Below are 24,693 nucleotides of genomic sequence, written 5' to 3' on the forward strand. Positions count from 1 at the left end.
CTCACATAAGCGTCACCGCAGCGCATGTCGCCGCGGGGACTGGCGGCATGACGCATCAAAACATGCAGCTTGGGGTGGCGCGTTGAACAGTCTTGGAATGCTGCGGTCGGCCGTGTTGGCGACCGCATCCGCTTGGGTCTTGATGCCGCAGGCATCGCTGGCACAATCATCGACGCAGAGTGGCGCGCAGAACATTCCGTCGGTGACGGTCACGGCGCCGGAAGCGCGCCGCCGCACTGCTGCGACCCCTCAGCGCCGTGCGCCGCGGTCGTCGGTGCAGACCGACAACAGGAATAAGCCGCAGCCGCAGCGCAATGTCGGCTTCGTCGAGACGCCGCGCGGTCCGGTGAACGGCTACGTCGCCGGCCGCAGCTCGTCCGGCACCAAGACCAACACGCCGATCATGGAGACACCGCAGTCAGTATCGGTGATCGGTGCCGAGCAGATCCGCGACCAGAAGGCGAACAAGCTCGACGAGGTGCTGCGCTATACCGCCGGCGTGCGCGCCGGAACGTTTGGCACAGATACTCGCAACGACTGGTGGCTGATCCGCGGCTTCAAGTCCGAGGACATCGGACTGTTCCTCGACGGCATGCAACTGTTCTATACCTCCTATGCGAGCTGGAAGCTCCAGACGCCCAACATGGAGCGCGTCGAGGTGCTGCGCGGTCCGTCGGCGGTGCTGTATGGCGGATCGAGCCCGAGCGGCATCGTCAACGTCATCAGCAAGTTGCCGCCGGCCGAGCCGATCCGCTACATCGAGACCGGCGTCAACAATTTCGGCAACGCCTATGTCGGCTTCGATGTCGGCGGTCCCGTCGCGACGCAGCCCCAGGACGGCAAGCTGTTCTACCGCGTGGTCGGCCAGGTCCAGAACGGACCGACGCAGGTCAACTTCACGCCCGACAACAACTACTTCATCGCGCCGTCGTTCACCTGGAAGCCGGATGCCGACACGACCTTCACGGTGCTGGCCTCGGCCTCGAAGCAGGATACCCGCGGCATCAACTTCCTGCCCTACCAGGGCACGGTGACCAGCGCGCCGTTCGGCAAGATCCCGACCAGCTTCTTCGTCGGCGATCCCAGCGTCGATAAATTCACGCGCGAGCAGGAGATGCTCGGCTATCAGTTCGAGCGCAATCTCACCGACGACCTGACGTTCCGTCAGAACGCCCGCTTTGCACATGTCGACATCACCTACCGCGGCTATGTCGGCAACGGTTGGGGCGACATCAGCACGGCCACTCTCAATCGGTACAATTGGTATGCGAAGAACACTGCCAATCAGGCCAATCTCGACAACCAGCTCGAGTACCGCTTCGACACCGGCCCGGTCAGGCACACGATGCTGTTCGGGGTCGACCTGAGGGGCTACCAGATCGACGACTATCAGGCCTTCGGGTTCGGCGTGCCTGCGATCAACGTCTTCAATCCCGTCTATGGATCGGCCGAGGTTCCATTACCGAGCGCTCCGTTCCGGAACTTCCTGATCACGCAGAAGCAGGCCGGCACGTATCTTCAGGACCAGATGAAGCTCGGCAACTTCACGCTGGTGCTGAGCGGGCGCAATGATTGGGTGGAGACGACGCAGGAAGCGCGCGACACCGGCGCTCTGGTCGCCAGCCGCGACGACAGCAGGTTCAGCGGCCGCGCCGGGCTGATCTACAATTTCGACAATGGCATCGCGCCCTACGTCTCCTATTCGACGAGCTATAATCCGATCATCGGCCTCAATGCCCAGAACCAGCTGTTTCTGCCGGAGACCGGCAAGCAGGCCGAAATCGGCGTGAAGGTCGCGCCAAAAGGCTTCGACGGCTATTTCACGGTCTCGGCTTTCGATCTGGTCCGTCAAAATGTCGCGACGACATTGCCGGGCAGCGTGCCCGTGTTGCAAAACCAGACCGGCGAGGTGACCTCGCGCGGCATCGAGCTCGAAGCGGTGGCCAATGCCACAAGGGAGCTGAAGCTGATCGGCTCCTTCACGGCCTATCATCTCTTCAACAGCAAGGATCTCGATCCGGCGCTGGTCGGCAAGACGCCGACCAACACGCCTGAGCTCCTCGTCTCGGGCTGGGCCGACTACACCTTCAAGGACGGACCGCTGGAAGGATTTGGTTTCGGCGGCGGCGTGCGCTACGTCGGCTCCTCCTGGGCCGACCAGGCCAACACCCTCGAAGTTCCCGCGGTGGTGCTCGGTGATCTCGCGGTCCACTACGAATGGCAGAACTGGCGGACGGCGCTCAACGTGATCAACGTGACCGACAAGATGTATGTCGCGAGCTGCGCGTCGGCCACGTCCTGCTTCTACGGCGACCGCCGGCGCGTCACCGCCAGCGTGTCCTACAAGTGGTAGGCGCAGGCGAGGGGAGGCGATCGTGAAGGCGCGCACGGTCAGGCTCTGGTCCGTGGTCCACACCTGGACCAGCCTGATCTCGACCGTGTTCCTGCTGCTGCTCTGCCTGACCGGCCTGCCGCTGGTGTTCCACCACGAGATCGATGAGCTCCTGGGCTATGCCCCCCAGCCCGAAGCTCATGCGAGCGCGGCGCGCGCGACGCCGCAAGCCGTCGCCAAGGCCGCGCTCGCCGCCGATCCCGGCCGGGTGATGCAATATATCTCCTGGGACAAGGACGAGCCCGGGATCGTGATGGCCTTCACCAACAGCGCCCCTGACGGGGTTCCCGACAATGCGACGGTGCGAGCGTTCGACGCTGTCTCGGCCAAGCTGCTCGGGCCTGTCGGGGTCGGGCCGATGCTGATCGTGCTCAAGCTGCACACCGACATGTTCGCCGGCCAGGCCGGAAAACTGTTCCTCGGTGCGATGGGGTTCTTGTTCGCCGTCGCCATCGTCTCGGGCGTGGTGCTGTATTGGCCGTTCACCCGCCGTCTGCGCTTTGCCACCGTCCGCGATCATGCCTCCCGCCGCGTGCGCTGGCTCGACTGGCACAACCTGATCGGCGTGGTGACGGTGGCCTGGGCGCTGGTGGTCGGGCTGACCGGCGTCGTCAACACCTGGGCCGAGCTGATGCTGAACCAGTGGAAGGCGACCGAGCTCGCCAGCATGGTCGCACCCTATGCCGGCAAGCCGCCGCCCGCGCATCTCGCCTCGCTCGATGATGTCGTCGCGCGCGCGAAGCGGGCGGCTCCCGGCATGGAGATCGCCTTCATCGCGTTTCCGGGCACGCCGTTCACATCCTCGCATCATTTCGCCGCCTTCATGCGGGGCGATACGGCCCTGACGGCGCGGCTGCTCAAGCCTGTCCTACTGGACGGCGAAAGCGGGGAGGTCGCCGACAGCCGGGCACTGCCGCTCTATCTGCAGGCGCTCTTGATCTCGCAGCCGCTGCATTTCGGCGACTACGGCGGCATGCCGCTCAAGGTGATCTGGGCCGCGCTCGACGTGCTCACGATCATCGTGATCGGCAGCGGCCTCTATCTCTGGCTGGCGCGGCGGCGGAAGCGGTCGTCCGCCCGCGCCGACGCATTCGCCAGACGAGTTCCGGTCCCGTCGTGATGCATGGCTCGCCCGACCGCTCGCGGCTGTGGATACGTGTCTTTGCTGCACCTATCCTGCTCGCGGCCGCCACCATCACCGGTCTTTTGGCGGCGCTGCTCTGGGGCACGGTTGGCCAATATGTCGCCTGGGTGACGGTGGGAGCGCCTGTCCTGATTGTAATCTGGACTTTGCTGCGCCCCAGCCTAGATAAAGTGCGCCTTCCCAATAATGGCCGTCACGGCCGAGCGCGCGTGGACTGATCGGGGATCGCCCTTGCTGGGGCAGCTGATCTGCTCCATACCAGCGCGGGGTGATTCCGGGATTTCCACCGTTCTGGGAGCGGCAAAGGGCCTGAAAACAGCGTGTCTTGCGCCCATTGGTGCACTGCGCTAAGGCTCAGAATAATTCCAAATCGGACGAATCCGTGGCTGTCCCGAGGCTGCGGGAAAAAGGGCTCGTCAATGAGCGGCATTCTACAGAACTATCTTCCACTCGTCGTCTTTATAGGGGTCGCGGGCCTCATCGGCCTCGTGCTGCTGATCGCGCCCTTCATCGTGGCGTTCCAGCAGCCGGACCCGGAAAAACTGTCGGCGTATGAGTGCGGTTTCAACGCCTTCGACGACGCCCGCATGAAGTTCGACGTCCGCTTCTACCTGGTCGCCATCCTCTTCATCATCTTCGACCTCGAGGTGGCGTTCCTGTTTCCGTGGGCGGTGGCGTTCGGCAAGCTTGGCGCGACCGGCTTCTGGTCCATGGTGGTGTTCCTCGCCGTGCTGACGGTCGGGTTCGCCTATGAATGGAAGAAAGGGGCACTGGAATGGGATTGAACCCTCCTACTCAGTCCTTGGCTCCGGTCGTCGCGCCGGCAGCGAAGGGCATTCTCGATCCATCGACCGGCAAGCCGGTCGGGGCGAATGATCCGTTCTTCCTCGAGGTCAAGCACGAGCTGTCCGACAAGGGCTTCTTCGTCGCGGCCACCGATGATCTCATCACCTGGGCGCGCACCGGCTCGCTGATGTGGATGACCTTTGGTCTCGCCTGCTGCGCGGTCGAGATGATGCAGGTCTCGATGCCGCGCTACGACGTCGAGCGCTTCGGCTTCGCGCCGCGTGCCTCGCCGCGTCAGTCCGACGTCATGATCGTCGCGGGCACCCTGACCAACAAGATGGCACCGGCGCTGCGCAAGGTCTACGACCAGATGCCCGAGCCGCGCTACGTCATCTCGATGGGCTCCTGCGCCAATGGCGGGGGCTACTATCACTATTCCTACTCGGTCGTGCGCGGCTGCGACCGCATCGTGCCGATCGACATCTACGTGCCGGGCTGCCCGCCTACGGCGGAAGCGCTGCTCTACGGCGTGCTGCTGCTGCAGAAGAAGATCCGCCGCACCGGCACCATCGAACGCTAAGGTTTTACGTCATGGACGACGCCAAGCTCGACGCCCTGGGGCAGACGATCGTTAGCGCGCTTCCGGGCGCCGCTACCGGTCACTCGGTGGCCTTCAACCAGCTCACGGTAGACGTCGAGGCCGCCAAGATCGTCGAGGTGGTCAAGTACCTGCGCGACGATCCGAACTGCCGCTTCGTCAACATCACCGACATCACGGCGGTGGACTATCCGGATCGCGAGAAGCGTTTCGACGTGATCTATCACTTCCTGTCCCCGACGCTGAACACGCGGGTCCGGCTCAAGGCCCAAGCCGACGAGACCACGCAGGTGCCGTCGCTGATCGACGAATTCCCCGGCGCCGACTGGTTCGAGCGCGAGGCCTACGACCTCTACGGTGTGTTCTTCGTCGGCCATCCCGACATGCGCCGCATCCTCACCGATTACGGTTTCGAGGGCCATCCGCTGCGCAAGGATTTCCCGCTTACCGGCTTCGTCGAGGTTCGCTACGACGACCAGGAGAAGCGCGTGGTGTACGAGCCTGTCAGGCTCAACCAGGAGTTCCGCAAGTTCGATTTCCTCTCGCCGTGGGAAGGGGCGGACTATCCGTTGCCGGGGGATGAAAAAGCGGGGCCGAAGAGCTGATCATGAACGAGCAACCGCAGAATCTCCGTAACTTCACCATCAATTTCGGCCCGCAGCATCCGGCGGCGCACGGCGTGTTGCGGCTGGTGCTGGAGCTCGACGGCGAAGTCGTCGAGCGCGTCGATCCGCATATCGGCCTGCTTCATCGCGGCACCGAAAAGCTGATCGAGCAGAAGACTTACCTGCAGGCGATCCCATATTTCGACCGGCTCGACTACGTCGCGCCGATGAACCAGGAGCATGCCTTCTGCTTAGCCGCCGAAAAGCTGCTCGGCACCGAGGTGCCGCGCCGCGGCCAGCTGATCCGCGTGCTCTATTGCGAGATCGGCCGCATCCTGTCGCATCTGCTCAACGTCACCACGCAGGCGATGGACGTCGGCGCGCTGACCCCGCCGCTGTGGGGTTTCGAAGAGCGCGAGAAGCTGATGGTGTTCTACGAGCGCGCTTCGGGCAGCCGTATGCATGCAGCCTTCTTCCGCGTCGGCGGCGTGCATCAGGACCTGCCGCAGAAGCTGGTCGACGACATCGAGGCCTGGTGCGATCCGTTCCTGAAAGTGGTCGACGACCTCGATCGCCTGCTCACCGGCAACCGCATCTTCAAGCAGCGCAACGTCGACATCGGCGTCGTGCCGCTCAAGCAAGCCTGGGAGTGGGGCTTCTCGGGCGTGATGGTGCGCGGCTCGGGCGCGGCCTGGGACCTGCGCAAGTCGCAGCCCTATGAATGCTACGCCGAGATGGATTTCGACATTCCGATCGGCAAGAACGGCGACTGCTACGATCGCTACCTGATCCGCATGGAAGAGATGCGCCAGTCCGTGCGCATCATGAAGCAGTGCATCCAGAAGCTGAATGCGCCTGAGGGGAAGGGCCCCGTCGTCGTCGCCGACAACAAGGTCGCGCCGCCGCGCCGTGGCGAGATGAAGCGCTCGATGGAAGCGCTGATCCACCACTTCAAGCTCTACACCGAAGGCGTCCACGTGCCGGCCGGCGAGGTCTATGCCGCGGTCGAGGCGCCCAAGGGCGAGTTCGGCGTCTATCTCGTCTCCGACGGCACCAACAAGCCCTACAAGTGCAAGATCCGTGCGCCGGGCTTTGCCCATCTGCAGGCGATGGACCACATCTGCCGCGGCCATCTGCTGGCCGACGTCTCGGCGATCCTCGGCTCGCTCGATATCGTGTTCGGAGAGGTCGATCGGTGATGGCGCAGGCGCCAATCCAGTTTGACCGTGCCTCGGGGGCCCTTGAAGGGGCCAACCTGTGGGAGCGGACGGCTGCCTTGGCGCTGGTGACGGGATCGAAGATCTCGTCGCGCTTCTCGCATATGGGCTACATCGCCTGCGCCAATTTGCTGGCGAAGACGCTGCCGAAGCGCAACATCGCGATCAGGCTCAATCCCGACGCCGTGTTCGAGTTCCCCTATGGCGACGGCTATTGGAGCAAGCTGCTCAACCGCTCCTACAACTACGAAGACGAGCTCGAGCTGCTGTTTTCCGACTCCGTCGACGTCGACTACACGCTGCTCGATTGCGGCGCCAATTACGGCTACTGGTCGGTGCTGGTGTCGAGCAGGCCGTTCGGTTCGCACAAGGCGATCGCGATCGAGCCGTCGGGCCAGAACTATCCGAAGCTCGCCAACAACGCCCGCATCAACGAGGGCCGCTTCGAGACGATGAAATGCGCGATTGGCGCAGCCCGCGGCACCGCGCGCTTGTCCGGCACCAAGCATGAAGCCTTCAGCATCGCCGGCGATCCCTCAGTGGGCGGCGAGGAGGTGCCTGTCATCGCGCTCGACAACCTGATCGACGACGGCAAGGTTGCCGCCAGCGGCAAGTATCTGATCAAGCTCGACGTCGAGGGCGTCGAGATCGAGGCGATCAAGGGCGGTGCCCGGCTGCTCCAGGCCGACAGCGTCATCATGTGCGAGGAGCACGGCAGCGACCGCTCCCATGCGGTGTCGCGCTACATCCTCGAGCAGACCCCGCTGAAGCTGATCGTGTTCGATCCGCGCAGCAACCGGATGGAGACCGTGACCGAGCTGTCGATCCTCGACCGCATCAAGGTCTCGACCCACGTCGGCTACAACGTTTTCGGCACCGCAAGCGCATTCTGGCAGGACAGGATCGATGCCCTGAATGCCAAGAACCTGAATGCCAAGAATCTGAATGCCAAGTCCGCGCGCCGCATGCAGTGAGAGATTGAAGAGATGTCCGTTCGCCGATTAGCACCGAAGGAAGTCCAGCCCGCGAGCTTTGCGTTCACGGAGGAGAACCTCGCATTCGCGCGGCAGCAGATCGCGAAATATCCGGCCGGACGCCAGGCCTCCGCAGTCATCGCCATTCTTTGGCGCGCGCAGGAGCAGAACGAGGGCTGGGTCTCGGAAGCCGCGATCCGCGTCATCGCCGACATGCTCGACATGCCCTATATCCGCGTGCTCGAAGTTGCGACCTTCTACACGATGTTCCAGCTCGCCCCCGTCGGCAAGAAGGCCCACGTCCAGGTTTGCGGCACCACGCCGTGCCGCCTGCGCGGCGCCGAGGATCTGATCCATGTCTGCGAGCACCGCATCCATCACGAGCCCTTCCATCTCTCCAAGGACGGTAATTTCAGCTGGGAGGAGGTCGAGTGCCTGGGCGCCTGCGTGAACGCGCCGATGGTGCTGATCGGCAAGGACACCTATGAGGACCTGACCAAGGAGAGTTTTGGCAAGGTGCTCGACGGTTTTGCTTCGGGCAATCCGCCCAAGCCCGGCCCGCAGAACGGCCGCCAGTTCTCGGCGCCGATCACCGGGCCGACCACGCTGAAGGAGATCACCTGATGCGTGATCTCTCGTCACCTTCAGTGCAGGGGAGCGGTGCCATGAAGAAGTGGGGCTTCATCGCGATGCATGCTGCGGTGGCGGCCATTTTCATTTTCCTGCTACAGCGTTTCATCCTGAACGCGTCGCTGGAATCCAGTCTGCTCTGGGCGCTGACCTTCGCCGTCTGCGCCGCCGGACTTGCCTACAAGCAGTCCAATCGTTGATCGGAAAGCACTGATATGCTCGAGGACAAGGACCGCATCTTCAAGAACCTTTACGGCCTTCACGATTGGGGGCTCGAGGGTGCGCGGCGCCGCGGCGCCTGGGATGGCACCAAGGCCATCATCGACAAGGGCCGCGACTGGATCATCAACGAGATGAAGGCCTCGGGCCTGCGCGGCCGCGGCGGCGCCGGCTTCCCGACCGGCCTGAAATGGTCGTTCATGCCGAAGGAATCGACCGACGGCCGGCCGAGCTACCTCGTCGTCAATGCCGACGAATCCGAGCCCGGCACCTGCAAGGATCGCGAGATCATGCGGCACGATCCGCATCTCCTGGTCGAGGGCTGCCTGATCGCGAGCTTCGCGATGAACGCGCATGCCTGCTACATCTACGTCCGCGGCGAATTCATCCGCGAGCGCGAGCGCCTCCAGGCCGCGATCGACCAGGCCTATGAGGCCAAGCTGATCGGCAAGGACAACGTCAACGGCTGGCCGTTCGACCTTTACGTCGCCCACGGCGCCGGCGCCTATATCTGCGGCGAAGAGACCGCGCTGCTCGAAAGCCTCGAAGGCAAGAAGGGTCAGCCGCGGCTGAAGCCGCCGTTCCCGGCCAATGTCGGTCTGTTCGGCTGCCCGACCACCGTCAACAACGTCGAGTCCATTGCGGTCGCGCCGGACATTCTCCGGCGTGGCGCGGCCTGGTTCGCCGGTATCGGCCGTCCGAACAATGTCGGCACCAAACTCTTCTGCATCTCCGGCCATGTCGAGCGGCCCTGCAACGTCGAAGAGGCCATGGGCATCCCGTTCCGTGAGCTGATCGACAAGCATTGCGGCGGCATCCGCGGCGGCTGGGACAATCTGAAGGCCGTGATCCCCGGCGGCTCCTCGGTGCGCATGGTGCCCGCCGAGCAGATCATCGACACGCCGATGGATTTCGACAGCCTGAGCAAGCTGCGCTCGGGCCTTGGCACCGCGGCCGTCATCGTGATGGACAAGTCGACCGACCTGATCCGTGCGATCGCCCGCATCTCTTATTTCTACAAGCATGAGAGCTGCGGCCAGTGCACGCCGTGCCGCGAGGGCACGGGGTGGATGTGGCGCGTGCTCACCCGCATGGCCGAAGGCCGCGCGCACAAGCGCGAGATCGACATGCTGCTTGAAGTGACGAAACAGGTCGAGGGCCACACCATCTGCGCGCTCGGCGATGCGGCGGCTTGGCCAATCCAGGGCCTGATCGCCCATTTCCGTCACGAGATCGAAGCGCGCATCGACCAGTATTCGCACAGGGCCGATATCGACGATATCGGCGTCCGCGATCCCGTGAACATGGTCGCGGCGGAGTAGGATAAATGACCAAGCTCATCATCGACGGCAAAGAGATCGATGTGCCCGCCGAGTACACGCTGCTCCAGGCGTGCGAGGCTGCGGGCGCCGAGATTCCGCGCTTCTGCTATCACGAGCGGCTGTCGATCGCCGGCAATTGCCGGATGTGTCTCGTCGAAGTGAAGGGCGGCCCGAAGCCGGTCGCGAGCTGCGCCTGGGGCGTGCGCGACTGCCGTCCGGGTCCCAAGGGCGAGCCGCCGGAGATCTCGACGCGTTCGCCGATGGTGAAGAAGGCGCGCGAAGGCGTGATGGAATTCCTTCTCATCAACCATCCGCTGGACTGCCCGATCTGCGATCAGGGCGGCGAGTGCGACCTCCAGGACCAGGCGATGGGCTACGGTGTCGACACCAGCCGTTTCGCCGAGAACAAGCGCGCGGTCGAGGACAAATATCTCGGCGCGCTGGTCAAGACCTCGATGAACCGTTGCATCCAGTGCACGCGCTGCGTCCGCTTCTCGGCGGAAGTCGCCGGCGCGCCCGAGATGGGTGCGACCGGCCGCGGCGAGGACATGGAGATCACGACCTATCTCGAGCATGCGCTGACATCGGAATTGCAGGGCAATCTCGTCGACATCTGTCCGGTCGGCGCGCTGACCTCGAAGCCTTATGCCTTCGCCGCGCGCCCCTGGGAGCTCGGCAAGACCCAGTCGATCGACGTGATGGATGGCCTGGGATCGGCGATCCGCGTCGATACCCGCGGCCGCGAGGTGATGCGTATCCTGCCGCGCATCAATGAGGCCGTGAACGAGGAGTGGATCTCCGACAAAACCCGCCACGTCGTCGACGGCTTGCGCACCCAGCGCCTCGACCGGCCCTATATCCGTGAAGCCGGCAAGCTGCGTGCGGCGAGCTGGCCCGAGGCCTTCGCCGCGATCGCGGCCAAGGCGGGGCGCACCGACGGCAAGCGCATCGGTGCGATCGCCGGCGACCTCGCCGGTGTCGAGGAGATGTTCGCGCTGAAGGACCTGCTCGCCAAATACGGCTCGGGCAATCTGGCGGTGCAGGGCGGCGACGCCTTCGATCCCGCGTTCGGCCGCGGCTCCTACATCTTCAACCCGACGCTCGCAGGCGTGGAGCAGGCCGACGCGCTGCTCATCATTGGCGCCAATCCGCGCAAAGAGGCGGCCGTGTTCAACGCCCGCATCCGCAAGCGCTGGCGCGCCGGCGGCTTCAAGATCGGTGTGATCGGCGCCAAGGCCGACCTGACCTACGACTATGACCATCTCGGCGCGGGCACTGAGACGCTCGGCGATCTCGCGGCCGGCAAGCACTCCTTCATGGAGGTGCTGAAGAACGCCAAGCACCCGATCGTCCTGGTCGGCGCGGGCGCGACCTCGCGTCACGACGGCGCCGCCATTCTCGCCGCGAGCGCCAAGCTTGCGCTCGATGTCGGTGCGGCCAAGGACGGCTGGAACGGTTTTGGCGTGCTGCACGAGACCGCCTCGCGCGTCGGTGCGCTCGATATCGGCTTCTCCGCCACGGCGGGCGGGCTGAACGCGGCACAGATGACGACATTCGGAACGCTCGATCTGTTGTTCCTGTTAGGGGCCGATGAGATCAAGGCGCCGGATGGCACCTTCGTCGTCTATATCGGTACCCATGGCGACCGCGGCGCGCACCGCGCCGACGTGATCCTGCCTGCAGCGGCCTACACCGAGAAGTCCGCGATCTACGTCAACACCGAAGGCCGTGTGCAGATGACCGGCCGCGCCGCGTTCCCGCCGGGCGAAGCCCGCGAGGACTGGGCGATCATCCGCGCGCTGTCGGAAGCGCTCGGTAAGAAGCTCGGCTATGACTCGCTTGCCGCCCTGCGTCAGGCGATCTTCAAGGCCGTGCCGCATCTGATCCGTCTCGACCAGATCGAGGCCGGCACCGCCGACCAGATCAAGAAGCTGGCGGGGAAGGGCGGCTCGCCGGAGAAGGCGCCGTTCAAGCCTCTGGTCGAGGACTTCTACCTGACCAACCCAATCGCGCGTGCGTCCGCCGTGATGGCGGAATGCTCGCGCCTCGCCTCCGGGCACATGCTGACCGCAGCGGAGTGAGCGTGATCTGATGGAATTTTTCGAAAGCGCATTCTGGACCGGGTTCCTCTGGCCGCTGATCATCATGGTCGCGGAGAGCGTCCTGGTGCTCGTCGTCCTCTTGGTCGCGATCGCCTACATCCTGCTCGCTGACCGCAAGATCTGGGCGGCGGTGCAGATCCGGCGCGGCCCGAACGTGGTCGGCCCCTGGGGGCTGCTGCAGTCCTTCGCGGACTTGCTCAAGTTCGTGCTGAAGGAGCCGATCATCCCGGCCGGCGCCAATAAGGGCGTGTTCCTGCTGGCGCCGCTGGTGTCCTGCGTGCTCGCGCTCGCCGCCTGGGCGGTGATCCCGACCAATCTCGGCTGGGTGATCTCCGACATCAATGTCGGCATCCTCTTCATCTTCGCGATCTCGTCGCTGTCGATCTACGGCATCATAATGGCCGGCTGGTCGTCGAACTCGAAATACCCGTTCCTGGCCGCGTTGCGCTCGGCGGCGCAGATGGTGTCCTACGAGGTCTCGATCGGCTTCGTGATCATCACCGTGCTGCTCTGCGCCGGCACGCTGAACCTCACGGCCGTGGTCGAGGCCCAGCATGCGCGCGGTCTTGCCAGCCTGATCGGGCTGCCGCAGCTCACCATCCTGAACTGGTACGTCTGGCCGCTGTTCCCGATGTTCGTGGTGTTCTACGTCTCGGCACTGGCGGAAACCAACCGTCCGCCGTTCGATCTCGTGGAGGCCGAATCCGAGCTCGTCGCCGGCTTCATGGTCGAATACGGCTCGACGCCGTACCTCTTGTTCATGCTCGGCGAGTATGTCGCGATCGTCACGATGTGCGCGTTGGCGACGATCCTGTTCCTGGGAGGCTGGCTGCCGCCGGTCGACCTGCCGCCCTTCAACTGGGTGCCGGGGATCATCTGGTTCTCGCTGAAGCTGTTCTTCATGTTCTTCCTGTTCGCGATGGCCAAGGCGATCGTGCCGCGCTACCGCTACGATCAACTGATGCGCCTCGGCTGGAAGGTGTTCCTGCCGATCTCGCTGGCGATGGTGATCGTGGTGGCCGGCGTGCTGCATTTCGCCGGCATCGCGCCGAAGTGAGGTCCGCCATGGGTATCAACGTCAACGCCACTGCACGCTCGCTTCTGCTGTCGGAATTCGTCTCGGCGTTCTTCCTCGCCATGCGCTATTTCTTCCAGCCGAAGCCGACCATCAACTATCCGTTCGAGAAGAACCCGATCTCGCCGCGCTTCCGCGGCGAGCATGCGCTGCGCCGCTATCCGAATGGCGAAGAGCGCTGCATCGCCTGCAAGCTGTGCGAAGCCATCTGCCCGGCGCAGGCCATCACCATCGAGGCCGGCCCGCGCCGCAACGACGGCACCCGCCGCACCGTGCGCTACGACATCGACATGGTGAAGTGCATCTATTGCGGCCTCTGCCAGGAGGCCTGTCCGGTTGACGCCATTGTCGAAGGTCCGAACTTCGAGTTCGCGACCGAGACCCGTGAGGAACTGTTCTATGACAAGGCCAAGCTGCTCGCCAACGGCGACCGCTGGGAACGCGAGATCGCGAAGGCGATCGAGCTCGACGCGCCGTACCGGTGAGGTGAGGGCATGATCCTTCCCGCGCTGTTCTTCTATCTGTTCGCCGGCGTCTGCGTCGCTTCGGCGGTGATGGTGATTGTCTCGCGCAATCCCGTGCACTCCGTGCTGTACCTGATCCTGGCCTTCGTCAACGCCTCCGGCCTGTTCGTGCTGATGGGCGCCGAATTCCTGGCGATGATCCTGATCGTCGTCTATGTCGGCGCCGTCGCGGTGCTGTTCCTGTTCGTGATCATGATGCTCGACGTCGACTTCCTCGAACTGCGCGAGGGCTTCATCGAGTACCTGCCGGTCGGGCTGGTGATCGGCGGCATCTTCATGTTCGAACTGCTGCTCACCGTCGGCTTCTGGGTCATCAACCCCGGCGTCTCCAAGACCATCACGGCGGCGATCCCGGCCAATGTCAGCAACACCGAAGCGCTCGGCCTCGTGCTCTATACGAAGTACATCCACTACTTCCAGCTCGCGGGCATGGTGCTATTGGTCGCCATGATCGGCGCCATCGTGCTGACGCTGCGCCACAAGGCGAGCGTGAAGCGGCAGGACATCAACGTACAGAACGCGCGCACGCCGGAGATGGCGATGGCGATGCGCAAGGTGGTGTCGGGGCAGGGGCTCTCGGATGCCGATGCGGCGGAGTGGGTGAAATGACGATCGGGCTCGGACACTATCTGGCGGTCGGCGCGATCCTGTTCACGCTCGGGATCCTCGGCATCTTCCTGAACCGCAAGAACATCATCGTCATCCTGATGTCGATCGAGCTGATCCTGCTCTCGGTCAACATCAACCTCGTGGCGTTCTCGACCTTCCTCGGCGACATCGTCGGCCAGGTCTTCGCGCTCCTGGTGCTCACCGTCGCTGCTGCGGAAGCCGCGATCGGTCTCGCCATCCTTGTGGTCTATTTCCGCAACCGCGGCTCGATCGCGGTTGAGGACGTCAATCTGATGAAGGGCTGAGCTCAGTCATGGTTCAGGCAATCGTTTTCCTGCCGCTGCTGGGCGCCATTCTGGCCGGCCTGATCTCGCTGGTCGGCGCGCATGCCCGCAATCCCTCAGGCGACACGGTCGAACATCACGACGAGGCGCACGGTAATGGTGCGAATAACGGTCATGTCTCCGCTGCCTCCATCAAGGAGGAGGGGAGCGTCATTCATGAGACCCATGACGAGCCGGGCGATCACGACCACGAGCCGCCAGCGGCTGGTTCTCGCGCGGCCGAGCTGATCACGACGGGACTGCTGTTCGTGTCGGCGGCGCTGTCCTGGTTCACGCTGGTCGACGTCGGCTTCATGCATCACGACGCCCGCATCCAGCTGCTGCCCTGGATCTTCTCCGGCGATCTCCAGGTCTGGTGGACGCTGCGGGTCGACACGCTCACCGCCGTGATGCTGGTGGTGGTGACGACCGTGTCTTCGCTCGTGCACCTCTATTCCATCGGCTACATGGATCAGGACCCGAACCGGCCGCGCTTCTTCGGCTATCTCTCGCTGTTCACCTTCGCGATGCTGATGCTGGTCACCGCGGACAACCTCGTGCAGCTGTTCTTCGGCTGGGAAGGCGTGGGGCTGGCCAGCTACCTCCTGATCGGCTTCTGGTACCAGAGGCCGTCGGCGAACGCGGCGGCGATCAAGGCCTTCGTGGTCAACCGCGTCGGCGATTTCGGCTTCGCGCTCGGCATCTTCGCGATCTTCATGCTGGCCGGCTCGACCGATTTCGAGACCATCTTCCATGCCGCGCCTGGTCTCACCGGCAAGACCATCAACTTCTTCGGCTGGCACGCCGACGCGCTGACCCTGACCTGCCTGTTGCTGTTCATGGGCGCGATGGGGAAGTCGGCGCAGTTCCTGCTGCACACCTGGTTGCCGGACGCGATGGAAGGCCCGACCCCGGTCTCCGCGCTGATCCACGCCGCGACCATGGTCACCGCCGGCGTGTTCATGGTGGCGCGGCTGTCGCCGCTGTTCGAGCTCGCCCCGAACGCGCAGGCCGTCGTGATGTTCTTTGGCGCGACCACCGCGTTCTTCGCGGCGACCATCGGCCTCGTCCAGAACGACATTAAGCGCATCGTCGCCTATTCGACCTGTTCGCAGCTCGGCTACATGTTCGTGGCGATGGGGGCAGGGGCCTATTCGGTCGGCATGTTCCACCTGTTCACGCACGCCTTCTTCAAGGCGCTGCTGTTCTTGGGCTCCGGCTCGGTGATCTACGCGATGCACCACGAGCAGGACATCCGCAACATGGGCGGCCTCTGGCGCAAGATCCCTTACACCTACGCGGTGATGGTGGTCGGCACGCTGGCCCTGACCGGCTTCCCGCTCACCGCCGGCTACTTCTCCAAGGACGCGATCATCGAGTCCGCCTACGCCGCGCACAATCCGTTCGCGGTCTATGGCTTCCTGATGACGGTCGTCGCCGCCGGCCTGACCTCGTTCTACTCCTGGCGTCTGATCTTCAAGACCTTCCATGGCGAGCCGCATGACGAGCATCACTACGAGGCCGCACACGAGGCCCCGATCTGGATGCTGATCCCGATCGGCGTGCTCGCGGTCGGCTCGTTCGTCGCGGGCCTTCCGTTCAAGGAGCTGTTCGCCGGTCACGGCATCGAGGAGTTCTTCCGCGAATCCGTGAAGATGAACCCGCACATCATCGAGGAGATGCACCACATCCCCGAGACCATCGCCTTCCTGCCGACGGTGATGATGGTGCTGGGCTTCCTGGTGTCGTACCTGTTCTACATCCGCCGGCCGTATCTGCCGGTCGAGCTGGCGAAGACGCAGCCGATGCTGTACCAGTTCCTGCTCAACAAGTGGTACTTCGACGAACTCTACGACGTCATCTTCGTCCGTCCGGCGAAGTGGATCGGCTATCAGCTCTGGAAGAAGGGCGACGGCTTCATCATCGACGGGCTCGGTCCCGACGGCGTCTCGGCGCGCGTGCTGGACGTCACCCGTAACGTCGTGAAGATCCAGACCGGCTATCTCTATCACTACGCATTCGCCATGCTGATCGGCGTCGCCGGCCTGATCACCTGGTTCATGTTCGGCTTTGGAGGCCAGTAAATGACAACCTGGCCCATCCTATCCGTCACCACCTTCCTGCCGCTGGTCGGGACGCTGATCGTCTATCTCAGCCGCGGCGACGACGAGGCCGCGCAGCGCAACTCGCGCTGGATCGCGCTGTGGACCACGCTGATCACCTTCGCGGTGTCACTGATCCTGGTAGCGCGCTTCGATGCCTCGACCGCCGACTTTCAGTTCGTCGAGAAGGCGAACTGGCTCGCCACCGGCATCACCTACCACATGGGCGTGGACGGCATTTCGCTGCCCTTCGTGATCCTGACCACCGCCTTGATGCCGTTCTGCATCATCGCGAGCTGGAAGGTTACGAGCCGGGTGCGCGAATACATGATGGCGTTCCTGATCCTGGAGACGCTGATGGTCGGCACCTTCTCGGCGCTCGACCTCGTGCTGTTCTACTTGTTCTTCGAGGGCGGCCTGATCCCGATGTTCCTGATCATCGGCGTGTGGGGCGGCCCGCGCCGGGTCTATGCCTCGTTCAAGTTCTTCCTCTACACGCTGCTCGGCTCGGTCCTGATGCTGCTCGCCATCATGGCGCTGTACTGGAACGGCAACACCACCGACATTCCGACCCTGATGCACACGGCCGTGCCGCGGTCCTTGCAGACCTGGGCGTGGCTGGCCTTCTTCGCCTCCTTCGCGGTGAAGATGCCGATGTGGCCGGTGCACACCTGGCTCCCGGACGCACACGTCGAAGCGCCGACCGCCGGCTCGGTGATCCTGGCGGCGATCCTCCTGAAGATGGGCGGCTACGGCTTCCTGCGCTTCTCGCTGCCGATGTTCCCGCTGGCCTCGCATGACTTCGCGCCGCTGATCTTCACGCTGTCTACCATCGCCATCATCTACACCTCGCTGGTGGCGATGATGCAGGAGGACATGAAGAAGCTGATCGCGTACTCCTCGGTCGCGCATATGGGCTTCGTCACCATGGGCATCTTCGCCGGCACCATGCAGGGTGTCGCCGGCGGCGTGTTCCAGATGATCTCGCACGGCATCGTCTCCGGCGCGCTGTTCCTCTGCGTCGGCATCGTCTACGACCGCATGCACACCCGCGAGATCGCGGCCTATGGCGGCATCGTCAACCGGATGCCGCTCTACGCCATGACCTTCATGGTCTTCACCATGGCCAATGTCGGCCTGCCGGGTACCTCAGGCTTCGTCGGCGAGTTCATGACGCTGCTCGGTACCTTCAAGACCTCGATCCCGACCGCGTTCTTCGCCACATCAGGCGTCATCCTGTCGGCGTGCTATGCGCTCTGGCTATACCGCAAGGTCGTGTTCGGATCCTTGGTAAAGCCGTCGCTGATGACCATCAAGGACCTCACCTTCCGGGAGTGCCTGACGCTGTTCCCGCTGATCGCGCTGACGATCCTGTTCGGCGTCTATCCGCAGCCGGTGCTCGACATGTCGGCCGCCTCGGTCCAGCAACTCGTCAACAACTACAACACCGCTGTGACGGCCGTGAAGGCCGCCGCACTGCTCCAGTGAGCGGGCAGGTCAGGATATCGCCATGAGCTTTGAGACTGCTGGATATCAACTGGCGCCGGTGCTGCCCGAGCTCTTGCTCGCGGTCGGCGCGATGGCGCTTCTGATGCTGGGAGCCTATCGCGGGCAGGGGACGACCAAGACCGTCACCTCGCTGGCGGTGGTGCTGCTGATCGTGGTCGGCGCGCTCGTCTACATGCAGCCTGCGGGCAAACAGGTCACCTTCGGTGGCAGCTTCATCGTCGACGATTTCGCCCGCTTCATGAAGATCCTGGCCCTGATCGGCTCGGCGGTGACACTGGTGCTGTCGACCGAGTTCCTGTCAGATCCGTCGCGGCGGATCTTCGAATATTCGATCCTGGTGCTGCTCTCGACGCTCGGCATGATGGTGCTGATCTCGGCCGGCGATCTGATCTCGCTCTATCTCGGCCTCGAGTTGATGTCGCTGGCGCTCTACGTCGTGGCGGCCTCGAACCGGGACAATGCCAAGTCGAACGAGGCGGGCCTGAAATACTTCGTGCTGGGCGCGCTGTCCTCGGGCATGCTGCTGTACGGCGCCTCGCTGATCTACGGCTTCACCGGCACCGTCAGCTTCACCGGCATCGCTACCGCCGCGACATCAGCGAATGTCGGACTGGTCTTCGGCCTCGTCTTCCTGCTTGCCGGCCTCTGCTTCAAGATCTCGGTGGTGCCGTTCCACATGTGGACGCCCGACGTCTATGAGGGCGCGCCGACGCCGGTCACGGCCTTCTTCGCCTCTGCGCCGAAGGTCGCCGCGCTCGCCGTCTTCACCCGCGTCACGCTGACCGCGTTCCCCGGCATCGTGCCGCAGTGGCAGCAGATCCTGGTGTTCGTGTCGATCGCCTCGATGGCGCTTGGCGCCTTCGCGGCAATCGGCCAGAGCAACATCAAGCGCCTGATGGCCTATTCCTCGATCGGCCATATGGGTTTTGCCCTGGTCGGGCTTGCCTCCGGCACCGTCGAGGGTGCTCAGGGCGTACTGATGTACATCGTGATCTATGTGACGATGACGCTCGGCGCGTTCTCGGTCATCCTCGCCATGAAACGCAACGGCCAGGCGGTCGAGCAGATCAGCGATTTCGCCGGTCTGTCGCGGACCAATCCGCTGCTTGCCTTCTTCTTCGCGATGCTGCTGTTCTCGCTCGCGGGCGTTCCGCCGCTCGCCGGCTTCTTTGCCAAGTGGTACGTCTTCGTCGCCGCGATCAAGGCCAACCTGTTCACGCTCGCCGTCATCGGCGTGCTGACCAGCGTGGTGGGCGCCTACTACTATCTCGCCGTCGTCAAGACGATGTATTTCGACGAACCGGCCGGCCAGGTCGATCCGGTGCGCGTCGAGGTGCGGACGGTTCTGGCGGTCGCGGGGCTGTTCAACATCCTGTTTGCGCTGTTCGCGGGCCCGGTGGTGAGCGTGGCCTCCGCAGCGGCAAAGTCGCTGTTCTAGGATGGGATTCGCGCTCGGTCCTCGCGCACAGGCCGCGGGCTACAAGCTCGCGGCTTTCGAACGAACCGGCTCGACCAATACCGACGCGATCGAGCACGCCCGCGCCGGCGAACGCGGCCCGATGTGGTTCGTGACGTCCGAGCAGACTGCCGGCCGCGGCCGGCGCCAGCGCGCCTGGATCGCGCCACGGGGCAATCTCGCAGCCAGCATCCTCGAAGTCATGGACGTAGCCCCGGCGGTGGCCGCGACGCTCGGCTTTGCCGCCGGGCTGGCGGAGGAGGCCGCGCTGGAGAAGGTCAGCTTGGAGGCTGCACTCCGCCTCGGCGAGGGCCGCCCCCGCTACGCCCTGAAATGGCCGAACGATGTGCTTGCCGGCGGCAAGAAGCTCGTCGGCATTGCACTCGAGGCCGAGGCCATTGGCGATCGCCTTGCCGTCGTCGTCGGCATCGGAACCAATGTCGTCGCAGCGCCGGAGGGCACGCCGACGCCGGCGGTCTCGCTGGCCGCCCTCGGCGTCCAGATCAGTGCGGAGGAGCTGTTTGCGGCGCTGTCCGACGCCTGGGTCGAATTCCGTGGCATATGGGACAACGGCCGCGGCTTTGTCGATATCCGTAAACTGTGGCTTGAGCGCGCCGCCGGCCTCGGCGAGCGGGTTGCGATCCATACGGGGACGACGGCGCTGGAAGGCATTTTTGACACCATCGACGAAACAGGCTGTCTGATCGTCCGCACCGCGGAGGGGCGGCGGGTGCCGGTTGCGGCGGGCGAGGTGTTCTTCGGCCCGGCCGCCTCCGTGGGAGCTGCGTGATGGCGAGGCCCGACGAACTGGTGTTTGCGCCGCTCGGCGGCGTCGGCGAGATCGGCATGAACCTGTCGATCTACGGCCTCGGCAACCGCCACCAGCGCGCCTGGCTCGCGGTCGATCTCGGCGTCTCCTTCGGTGACGAGGAGCATCTGCCAGGTATCGACCTGATCATGCCGGACATCTCCTTCCTGGAGAAGGAGCGCAAGAACCTGATGGGCCTGGTGCTCACCCATGCCCACGAGGATCATTTCGGCGCCATCATCGATCTCTGGCCGAAGCTGCAATGCCCGATCTACGCGACCAAATTCAGCGCGGCGCTGTTCGAGGCCAAATGCGCAGCTGAGCGCGGTGCGCCCAACATTCCGGTGACGGTGGTCCCGTCCGGGGGCCGCGTCGATGTCGGCCCGTTCAACGTCGAGTTCATCCCGGTCGCGCACTCGATTCCGGAAGCGCATGCGCTGGCGATCCACACCGAAGCCGGCACGGTGCTGCACACTGGCGACTGGAAGATCGACCCGACCCCGACGCTGGGGGTCCCGACCGACGAGAAGCGCCTGCGCGAGCTCGGCGAGCAGGGCGTGCTCGCCTTGATCGGCGATTCCACCAACGCGGTGCGCGACGGCCGCTCGCCGTCGGAGGCCGAGGTCGCCCGGACCATCATTGATCTCGTGAAGTCCGCCAAGGGCCGCGTCGCGGTGACGACCTTCGCCTCCAACGTCGCCCGCATCAAGGCCGTGGCCGAGGCTGCGAAAGCCGCCGACCGCGAGGTCGTCGTGGTCGGCCGCGCCATGGAGCGCGTGGTGCAGGTCGCGCGCGAGACCGGTTATCTCGACGGCGTGCAGAATTTCCGCTCGCCCGAGGTCTACGGCCATCTGCCGCAGGATAAGGTGCTGGCGCTGTGCACCGGCAGCCAGGGCGAGCCGCGCGCAGCGCTGGCGCGCATCGCCAATGACGACCATCCCGAGATCACGCTGAACCGCGGCGACAGCGTCATCTTCTCCTCGCGCACCATTCCCGGCAATGAGAAGGCCGTTGGCTCGATCATCAACAATCTGGTGCTCCAGGGCGTCGAGATCATCACCGACCGCGACCATCTGGTCCACGTCTCCGGCCACCCGCGCCGCGACGAGCTGCGCGATCTGATCTCCTGGGTGAAGCCGCAGCTCCTGATCCCCGTCCATGGCGAGGCCCTGCACCTGCACGAGCACGCAAAACTCGCGCGCGCCGCCGGCGTGCCGCGCGTGCTGGTCTGCCGCAACGGCGACCTCGTCAAGCTCGGCCCCGGCGATCCCGGAATCGTTGGCGAGGTGCCGTCGGGCCGTCTCTACAAGGACGGCATGATCCTGGAGGACGCAAAATCCCGCGCTGTGGTCGAGCGGCGCCGCATGGCGTTCTCCGGCTGTGCCTTCGTCGCCATCGCCATGACGGAGCAGGGCGAGCTCGCCGACGATCCCGAGGTCGATCTCGTCGGCATCCCCGACAAGAACAGGGCGGGCGAGACCTTCGACGACATCGTCTTCGATGCCGTTGTCTCCACCATCGAGGGCCTGCCCCGGCCGCGGCGCCGTGATCCGGACGCGCTGGCCGAGTCGGTGCGGCGCGCGGTGCGGGCCGTGATCAACGAACATTGGGGCAAAAAGCCCCCCTGTCTGGTACACGTGCTGACGGTATAATTTGGGCATGATCTCTTTGCAAAATCGCTTCCGGATCATGCTCTAAGGGAGAAGGACATGCTGGGCCGGCTCAACCATGTCGCGATTGCGACGAAGGACGCCGTCAAGGCCGCAAAGATCTATGGCGCGGCGTTCGGGGCGCAGATTTCGGAAGCCGTGGCGTTGCCCGAGCACGGCGTCACCACGGTGTTCGCGACGCTGCCCAACACCAAGATCGAGTTCATCGAGCCGCTCGGCGAGGCCTCGCCGATCGCAAAATTCCTCGAGCGCAATGCCGATGGCGGCATCCACCATGTCTGCTATGAGGTCGTCGACATCATTGCCTCGCGCGACACGCTGGTGAAGGAGGGCGCGCGCGTGCTCGGCGACGGCGTGCCCAAGATCGGCGCCCACGGCAAGCCGGTGCTGTTCCTGCACCCCAAGGATTTTTCCGGCGCCCTGGTCGAGATTGAGCAAGCATAAGGCCGCCCCATGGCCATCCAGATATCAACGGCAATCGCGATCTACTTCGTCATCTGGTGGATCGCGCTGTTTCTGACGCTGCCGTTCGGCGTGCGCAGCCAGCACGAGGACGGCGTCGGTGCGCCAGGCACCGACCCAGGCGCACCGATCCTGACGCGGATGGGGCGCAAGCTGATCTGGACCACGATCATCTCGGCGATCATCTACGGCCTCGGCATGGCCGCTTATCACGCCGGCTATCTCTCGATCGAACGCCTGTCGAAGATGATGGGAATGCCGTTCTAGACGTTTTTTGCTGATTATTGTTTTGGGGGGAAGAATGACTTTTCAGCGCATCGTCATCGCGCTTCTGGTGCTGATCGTCGCCGGCCTTGGTGCCATCGGCTATGTCGAATGGAAGATGGCGGTGCAGGTGCGCACCCTGAAGGCGTTCGTCGAGGGCTACGTCTTCAATGAGGCGGTGATGGCGTGTGAGCAGGCCAAGAGCTCGACGCCGTTCAAATGGAACGGCGGCAAGAGCACCTCGGTGATCGGCCTGAACTCGGTCAAGCTGGACAAATACATCGTCAGCGCCAGCTACACGCTGGTGGCGGACAGCGTCTATTGTGATTACGATCCGATCAAAAGAAAGGCCGGGATCGGCTCGAGCTTCCTGGAGCGGGAGTAACGATCCGGCCATGCCAAGAGCATGATCCGGAAAAGTGCGAAGCGGTTTTCCGAGAAGATCATGCTCAAATAATAATCTAAAGCGCGATCTCATCGCGCATGGGATGGGATCGTCATGGTGCAGGGGCAGGGGGATTACCGGATTCTGCATGAGGCGGCGTTGCGGGATTATCTCGCGGGCCTGCCGGACCTCAAGGCACTCCTCGGCGATGCGCCACCATCCTGGGCGATCACCGAGGTCGGCGACGGCAATCTCAACCTCGTCTTCATCGTCAAAGGCGGGCGCGGCGGCATCGCGGTGAAGCAGGCACTGCCCTATGTCCGCCTCGTCGGCGAGAGCTGGCCGCTGCCGCTGTCGCGGGCTCATTACGAATATCTGGCGCTGTCGAAGCAGGCCCAGCTCGCACCCGGCCTCGTGCCGGCTCTGCTGCATCACAACGAGGCCTTGGCGCTGACGGTGATGGAGCTGCTCGAGCCTCACATCATCATGCGCAAGGGGTTGGTTGCGGCAACGCAATATCCGCGCTTTGTGGACGATATCAGCACCTTCATGGCGCGGACGCTGTTCTTCACCTCCGATCTCGCGCTCTCCGCGGCCGAGAAGAAGCAGGGCATCGCCGCCTTCGCCGGCAATCACGCGCTGTGCAAGATCACCGAAGACCTGATCTTCACCGATCCCTACCGCATAGCCGAACAGAACCGCTGGACCGCGCCTTACCTCGATGGCTTGGCCGCAAGCCTCCGCGACGACATGGACCTGCATGTCGCGATCTCCCGGCTGAAGCTGAAGTTCATGGCAAGCCCCGAGGCGCTGATCCACGGCGACCTCCACACCGGCTCGATCATGGTGACGGAGAACCAGACGCGGGTGATCGACCCCGAATTCGCGTTCTACGGCCCGATGGGATTCGACGTCGGCGCCGTGCTGGCCAACCTGCTGATGGCGTATTTCGCCTCCGCCGGCCATGAGCGCTCGCCGGGTGAGCGGGGGGCGTTCGAGGACTGGGTGCTGGAGACCATTGGGCAGGTCTGGAGCGAGTTCGCCCGCAAATTCCTCGGCCTCTGGCGCGCCGGCGCTGCTGGCGATGCCTATCCCGTCTCACTCTTTTCCGGCGAGAAGGGCGCCGCACGTCTTGAGGCCGAGCGGCAGGCCTACATGCAGCGCCTGTTCACTGATACGGTCGGCTTCGCAGCCGCAAAAACCATCCGCCGTATCTTCGGCCTCGCCCATAACATCGACTTCGAGCTGATCGAGGATCCGAAGAAGCGCGCGATCAGCGAGGCCCGCGCCGTGCGTCTGGCAAGGGCGATGATGGTGGAGACGGAAGCGTTTCGAACGATCGCTGACGTCACCAGTGCAGCGCGGAAACTGCGCGATTGGCAACCGGAGTTATCCAGTTGAGAGCCTCAAGAGGAGCGCGCCTTCGCGCTCCGTCATTGCGAGAAGCAATCCAGACTGCCGCCGCGGAAAGATTCTGGATTGCTTCTCCCGTTACATCAAGGGCGGGTCCGCCATCG

Annotated in this window: 24 protein-coding genes; all 24 read left to right on the top strand. The window is 64.1% G+C overall.

Translation table 11 applies throughout. From position 1 onward, the window contains the following. Positions 1–97: 97 nt before the first annotated feature. On the top strand, positions 98–2,353 hold the full coding sequence (locus CWO91_RS24235; RefSeq protein ID WP_130216941.1) for a TonB-dependent siderophore receptor: 2,256 nt from the start codon (positions 98–100) through the stop codon (positions 2,351–2,353). A 22-nt stretch (positions 2,354–2,375) separates the two neighbouring features. Then, on the top strand, positions 2,376–3,512 hold the full coding sequence (locus CWO91_RS24240; protein WP_130216943.1) for a PepSY-associated TM helix domain-containing protein: 1,137 nt from the start codon (positions 2,376–2,378) through the stop codon (positions 3,510–3,512). A 443-nt stretch (positions 3,513–3,955) separates the two neighbouring features. Beyond that, positions 3,956–4,321: an NADH-quinone oxidoreductase subunit A gene (locus CWO91_RS24245; protein ID WP_008136158.1), complete on the top strand. Its 366-nt coding sequence runs from the start codon at positions 3,956–3,958 to the stop codon at positions 4,319–4,321. Then, on the top strand, positions 4,312–4,902 hold the full coding sequence (locus CWO91_RS24250) for a NuoB/complex I 20 kDa subunit family protein (RefSeq protein ID WP_164940344.1): 591 nt from the start codon (positions 4,312–4,314) through the stop codon (positions 4,900–4,902). The genes CWO91_RS24245 and CWO91_RS24250 overlap by 10 nt, the downstream gene beginning before the upstream one ends. 11 nt (positions 4,903–4,913) lie before the next feature. Then, positions 4,914–5,525, top strand: coding sequence for an NADH-quinone oxidoreductase subunit C (locus CWO91_RS24255; RefSeq protein WP_130216947.1), 612 nt, complete (start codon positions 4,914–4,916; stop codon positions 5,523–5,525). Between the two features lie 2 nt (positions 5,526–5,527). Next, positions 5,528–6,724 carry an NADH-quinone oxidoreductase subunit D gene (locus CWO91_RS24260; RefSeq protein WP_130216949.1) on the top strand — a complete coding sequence of 399 codons (1,197 nt, stop codon included), beginning with the start codon at positions 5,528–5,530 and terminating at the stop codon, positions 6,722–6,724. Beyond that, positions 6,724–7,716: an FkbM family methyltransferase gene (locus tag CWO91_RS24265; protein ID WP_165405672.1), complete on the top strand. Its 993-nt coding sequence runs from the start codon at positions 6,724–6,726 to the stop codon at positions 7,714–7,716. Before CWO91_RS24260 ends, CWO91_RS24265 begins: the two co-directional genes overlap by 1 nt. A gap of 12 nt (positions 7,717–7,728) precedes the next feature. Continuing rightward, positions 7,729–8,340 carry an NADH-quinone oxidoreductase subunit NuoE gene (nuoE, locus tag CWO91_RS24270; RefSeq protein WP_091885987.1) on the top strand — a complete coding sequence of 204 codons (612 nt, stop codon included), beginning with the start codon at positions 7,729–7,731 and terminating at the stop codon, positions 8,338–8,340. After that, complete coding sequence (locus tag CWO91_RS24275) at positions 8,340–8,546, top strand: hypothetical protein (RefSeq protein ID WP_130216953.1); 207 nt, start codon at positions 8,340–8,342, stop codon at positions 8,544–8,546. The genes nuoE and CWO91_RS24275 overlap by 1 nt, the downstream gene beginning before the upstream one ends. Before the next feature lie 15 nt (positions 8,547–8,561). Then, on the top strand, positions 8,562–9,887 hold the full coding sequence (nuoF, locus tag CWO91_RS24280; RefSeq protein WP_128933446.1) for an NADH-quinone oxidoreductase subunit NuoF: 1,326 nt from the start codon (positions 8,562–8,564) through the stop codon (positions 9,885–9,887). Positions 9,888–9,892: 5 nt separating this feature from the next. Continuing rightward, a complete protein-coding gene (nuoG, locus tag CWO91_RS24285) occupies positions 9,893–11,968 on the top strand; it encodes an NADH-quinone oxidoreductase subunit NuoG (RefSeq protein ID WP_130216955.1) in 2,076 nt (691 codons plus the stop codon). Between the two features lie 10 nt (positions 11,969–11,978). Next, complete coding sequence (gene nuoH, locus CWO91_RS24290) at positions 11,979–13,046, top strand: NADH-quinone oxidoreductase subunit NuoH (protein WP_091885977.1); 1,068 nt, start codon at positions 11,979–11,981, stop codon at positions 13,044–13,046. A gap of 8 nt (positions 13,047–13,054) precedes the next feature. Further along, entirely contained in the window at positions 13,055–13,549 is a 495-nt protein-coding gene (gene nuoI, locus CWO91_RS24295; RefSeq protein WP_433995575.1) for an NADH-quinone oxidoreductase subunit NuoI, read from the top strand. Positions 13,550–13,558: 9 nt separating this feature from the next. Continuing rightward, positions 13,559–14,197, top strand: a complete 639-nt coding sequence (locus CWO91_RS24300; protein ID WP_130216957.1) for an NADH-quinone oxidoreductase subunit J — start codon at positions 13,559–13,561, stop codon at positions 14,195–14,197. Further along, positions 14,194–14,502 carry an NADH-quinone oxidoreductase subunit NuoK gene (gene nuoK / locus CWO91_RS24305; RefSeq protein ID WP_008547737.1) on the top strand — a complete coding sequence of 103 codons (309 nt, stop codon included), beginning with the start codon at positions 14,194–14,196 and terminating at the stop codon, positions 14,500–14,502. Before CWO91_RS24300 ends, nuoK begins: the two co-directional genes overlap by 4 nt. An 8-nt stretch (positions 14,503–14,510) precedes the next feature. Then, complete coding sequence (gene nuoL / locus CWO91_RS24310) at positions 14,511–16,604, top strand: NADH-quinone oxidoreductase subunit L (RefSeq protein ID WP_130216959.1); 2,094 nt, start codon at positions 14,511–14,513, stop codon at positions 16,602–16,604. Next, positions 16,605–18,110, top strand: coding sequence for an NADH-quinone oxidoreductase subunit M (locus tag CWO91_RS24315; RefSeq protein ID WP_130216961.1), 1,506 nt, complete (start codon positions 16,605–16,607; stop codon positions 18,108–18,110). A gap of 22 nt (positions 18,111–18,132) precedes the next feature. Next, entirely contained in the window at positions 18,133–19,569 is a 1,437-nt protein-coding gene (gene nuoN / locus CWO91_RS24320) for an NADH-quinone oxidoreductase subunit NuoN (RefSeq protein ID WP_130216963.1), read from the top strand. Position 19,570: 1 nt separating this feature from the next. Next, the gene (locus tag CWO91_RS24325) at positions 19,571–20,377 is read left to right on the top strand and encodes a biotin--[acetyl-CoA-carboxylase] ligase (protein WP_130216965.1); all 807 of its coding nucleotides are present in this window, start codon (positions 19,571–19,573) and stop codon (positions 20,375–20,377) included. Further along, a complete protein-coding gene (locus CWO91_RS24330) occupies positions 20,377–22,047 on the top strand; it encodes a ribonuclease J (protein WP_130216967.1) in 1,671 nt (556 codons plus the stop codon). The genes CWO91_RS24325 and CWO91_RS24330 overlap by 1 nt, the downstream gene beginning before the upstream one ends. Positions 22,048–22,104: 57 nt before the next feature. Beyond that, positions 22,105–22,509 carry a methylmalonyl-CoA epimerase gene (gene mce / locus CWO91_RS24335; RefSeq protein WP_011087668.1) on the top strand — a complete coding sequence of 135 codons (405 nt, stop codon included), beginning with the start codon at positions 22,105–22,107 and terminating at the stop codon, positions 22,507–22,509. Between the two features lie 9 nt (positions 22,510–22,518). Beyond that, positions 22,519–22,794, top strand: a complete 276-nt coding sequence (locus tag CWO91_RS24340) for a DUF1467 family protein (RefSeq protein ID WP_128933453.1) — start codon at positions 22,519–22,521, stop codon at positions 22,792–22,794. A gap of 34 nt (positions 22,795–22,828) precedes the next feature. Further along, positions 22,829–23,176, top strand: coding sequence for a hypothetical protein (locus CWO91_RS24345; protein ID WP_130216969.1), 348 nt, complete (start codon positions 22,829–22,831; stop codon positions 23,174–23,176). Positions 23,177–23,290: 114 nt separating this feature from the next. Further along, positions 23,291–24,577 (top strand): S-methyl-5-thioribose kinase, encoded by a 1,287-nt coding sequence (gene mtnK, locus CWO91_RS24350; protein WP_130216971.1) that lies wholly within the window; start codon positions 23,291–23,293, stop codon positions 24,575–24,577. Positions 24,578–24,693: the final 116 nt, after the last annotated feature.

This window comes from Bradyrhizobium genosp. SA-3 (assembly GCF_004212635.1).
Taxonomy (GTDB): Bacteria; Pseudomonadota; Alphaproteobacteria; order Rhizobiales; family Xanthobacteraceae; genus Bradyrhizobium.